This window comes from Thiolapillus sp. (assembly GCF_048562965.1).
In the GTDB taxonomy this organism is placed as follows: domain Bacteria; phylum Pseudomonadota; class Gammaproteobacteria; order Chromatiales; family Chromatiaceae; genus Thiolapillus; species Thiolapillus brandeum_A.
On the sequence record NZ_JBHNMF010000517.1, the window covers coordinates 1 to 2312 of the forward strand.

The 2312-nt window shown below is 58.4% G+C and carries 3 protein-coding genes; 2 read left to right on the forward strand and 1 reads right to left on the reverse strand.

Going from position 1 to position 2312, the window contains the following annotated elements:
- Positions 1–897 (forward strand): ATP-dependent 6-phosphofructokinase (locus tag ACOCD2_RS17135; RefSeq protein WP_295348381.1); only part of this gene is annotated, 897 nt, incomplete at its 5' end.
- Positions 898–978: 81 nt separating this feature from the next.
- Positions 979–1593 (forward strand): NADPH-dependent FMN reductase, encoded by a 615-nt coding sequence (locus ACOCD2_RS17140; protein WP_293646940.1) that lies wholly within the window; start codon positions 979–981, stop codon positions 1591–1593.
- Between the two features lie 39 nt (positions 1594–1632).
- On the opposite strand, the gene ACOCD2_RS17145 is transcribed toward ACOCD2_RS17140, so the two are convergent.
- Entirely contained in the window at positions 1633–2181 is a 549-nt protein-coding gene (locus ACOCD2_RS17145) for a hypothetical protein (RefSeq protein WP_293646938.1), read from the reverse strand.
- Positions 2182–2312: the final 131 nt, after the last annotated feature.

Genomic DNA, 2312 nt, shown 5'->3' on the forward strand with positions numbered 1-2312 from the left:
CGCGTTCGGAGGCCTACTTTGTTTTCCCTCTGGCGCAAGGCACGCCGGGAAAACAGTGCGGCCTCGCGGCTACTGGGGTCTACCAGCCTTCGCTTCGCTCTCCATGGCTGGCAGCGTGCGCTGAAGCTGCTGGAGAAAGGGCTGAACATCATCACCCTGCCGAAAACCATCGACAACGATGTCGGACTGACTGACGTCACCTTCGGTTTCGATACTGCCTTGGGTATCGCCACCGATGCCATCGACCGCCTGCACAGCACCGCCCACAGCCATCATCGCATCATCGTGGTGGAAATCATGGGCCACCGTGCCGGCTGGCTGGCACTGGGCGCCGGCATTGCCGGTGGTGCCGATGTGATCCCGCTGCCCGAAATACCCTATGACCTGGAAGTGGTGGCGGACGCCATCCGCAAACGTTCACGCAGCGGCAAGAATTTCAGCATCGTGGCGGTAGCCGAAGGCGCCCTGCCGACAGACAAGGCCAGCATGGTGCGCGAAGCGGAACAGCGCAAGCTCAATGCGGCCAACAAGAAGGAAAAGAAAGATGCCAAGGAAGACCTCGCCCAGCTCAATCAGGAATATGCCAACCACACAGTGCTGCTGTCCAGACAGCTGGAGCAGATGACCGGCCTGGAGTCGCGCGTCACTATTCTCGGCCACCTGCAGCGAGGCGGCACGCCTTCGGCCGCCGACCGCTTGCTGGCCACCCGTCTGAGCACGGCATGCGCCGATCTCATCAGTCAGGATCATTTTGGTGTCATGGTTGCCGCCCGGGGAGACGACGCCGTGGCCGTTCCGCTGGAAGATGTGGCGGGCAACAAGAAACTGGTTCCCCAGGATCATCCCTGGGTGGTCAGCGCCCAACGGGTTGGGACCTGCCTGGGCATGTCGGAATAAGACCTTGATGAGAAAGCGGATTCCTGGACAGCCCGGCAACTATAATGGAGCCAGTTCAAACATCAACCCCCAGGGATCAGCATGAAAATCACCATCATCAGCGGCAGTCACCGCCAGAATTCCCAGAGCCGGAAGGTTGCCGATCATATCCAGGCCACCCTGCTGGAAGAAAAGCTCTGTGACGAAGCGGAAATCTACAGCCTCGAAGGCAATCCCTTGCCCCTGTGGGATCAGGGCATCTGGGAAGGCGAAGAGAAATGGGAAACCCTGCTCGCGCCTTTGCGTGAAACCCTGCAGCAAAGTGATGCTTTCGTGGTCATTGCCCCGGAATGGCATGGGCAGGTACCGGCGGGCCTGAAAAACTTTTTCCTGATTGCCGGGAAGAACGAAGTCGGACACAAGCCGGCGCTCATCGTCACTGTTTCCTCCGCCGATGGCGGCGCCTATCCGGTGGCTGAGCTGCGCATGAGCAGCTACAAGAACAACCGTATCTGCTATATCCCGGAGCAGGTCATCATTCGCAATGTGGAATCGGTGCTGAACACAAACCCCGAAGACAACAGCCCCGATGCCGACAGCTATTTCCGGGAGCGCATCCTGTGGTCACTGCAGGTACTCAGGGCCTATGCTGAAGCGCTGAAACCCGTCCGTGAGAGCGGCATCACCAGCAACGACAGCTTCGGCTTCGGTATGTAGAAAACAGTCCCGCACTGCTCTGCGGCGCGGGACTGCAGATCAGCGTGGCATGGATGGCATCTGGAAGGTGGATTTGGGCAGGTTGAAACGCCTGGCATCGACCTTGCCGGGCTTGATGGAAACCACTTCGAAACTGTCGCCCATCTTGAGCATTCCCAGGCCTTCTTTCCTGAGGTAGCCACTGATGCTGTTCTTCATCTTGTGGCCCATGGCTGCTGCCATGCCTTCCGCCATGCCCAGCCAGGCATTGGAATACTCGACCACCACAGGATCCTCGCTCAGTACCACCTTGTCGCTCCTGGTCTGCCCGGTCTCTTTCCAAGTCAGCTCATAGACCTCGCCGGAAAAACCTGCCACCCTGGCCTTCTGCCCGGTGGGCCTGGCGCTGATGAATTCCTGCTGCAGGGCGGCTCCACCGGTCGCGGGATGCCCTGCTCTCATCCGGGCCACGTCCATCACCATCGTCTGCCCTTGTACATTGGCCACCATCCATACCTTGCCATCACGAAACAACATATAACCACTGCCCTGCTGAGATTCCATGGGCATGTTCATCCGGGTATGCCCGGCATCGTATTCGATGGACATCTGTACCTTGGATGTAACTACTCACCCCTAAGATGAGTACAAGCCTGCCTCCATGGATCTACAATCGCTTTTTCATGTCTGTAGAGGCTTGACATCATAGTACGCCGAGTCTATGCTATTGACCCAACACA